This is a genomic window from Candidatus Thermoplasmatota archaeon, from assembly GCA_022848865.1.
Classification (GTDB): domain Archaea; phylum Thermoplasmatota; class Thermoplasmata; order RBG-16-68-12; family JAGMCJ01; genus JAGMCJ01.
The window spans coordinates 218-566 of sequence record JAJISE010000121.1; the positions used below are offsets into that span (position 1 = coordinate 218).

Annotated in this window: 1 protein-coding gene; it reads left to right on the forward strand. The window is 53.0% G+C overall.

What is annotated here, in order from left to right; genetic code table 11:
• On the forward strand, nt 1–194 hold a 194-nt coding region (locus tag LN415_09975; protein MCJ2557404.1), incomplete at its 5' end, for a hypothetical protein.
• Between the last annotated feature and the right edge of the window lie 155 nt (nt 195–349).

A 349-nucleotide genomic window follows, 5' to 3' on the forward strand; every position in this document is an offset into this window, starting at 1 on the left:
TAATCCTCATCTCAGGCGTGATGAACATGCAAGAGGCTCTGAACGAGCAGCTTCAAACCAGTCCAAACGCCAAGTTCTTCCTTTGGGAAGCGGACAAGATGTACACCAAGAGGGAGAGCGAACTGATCCAACAATTCCTGCAGGTCCATGGGAAGTTGCCGGAAGGGAACGACGAACTGGACGACCTGTTCTGATGTGATTCAAATGACGAGAGAGGAAGATCTGAAACTAGAAGGCTGGACGAGGATGTTCAGCGCCACCGAGCCGAGAATCAGCGAGTCCGTGGAGATGTACGAGTCCCTTGGCATGGAGGTCCTGCTCGAGGACATCGAGACCGAGAACGATGAGG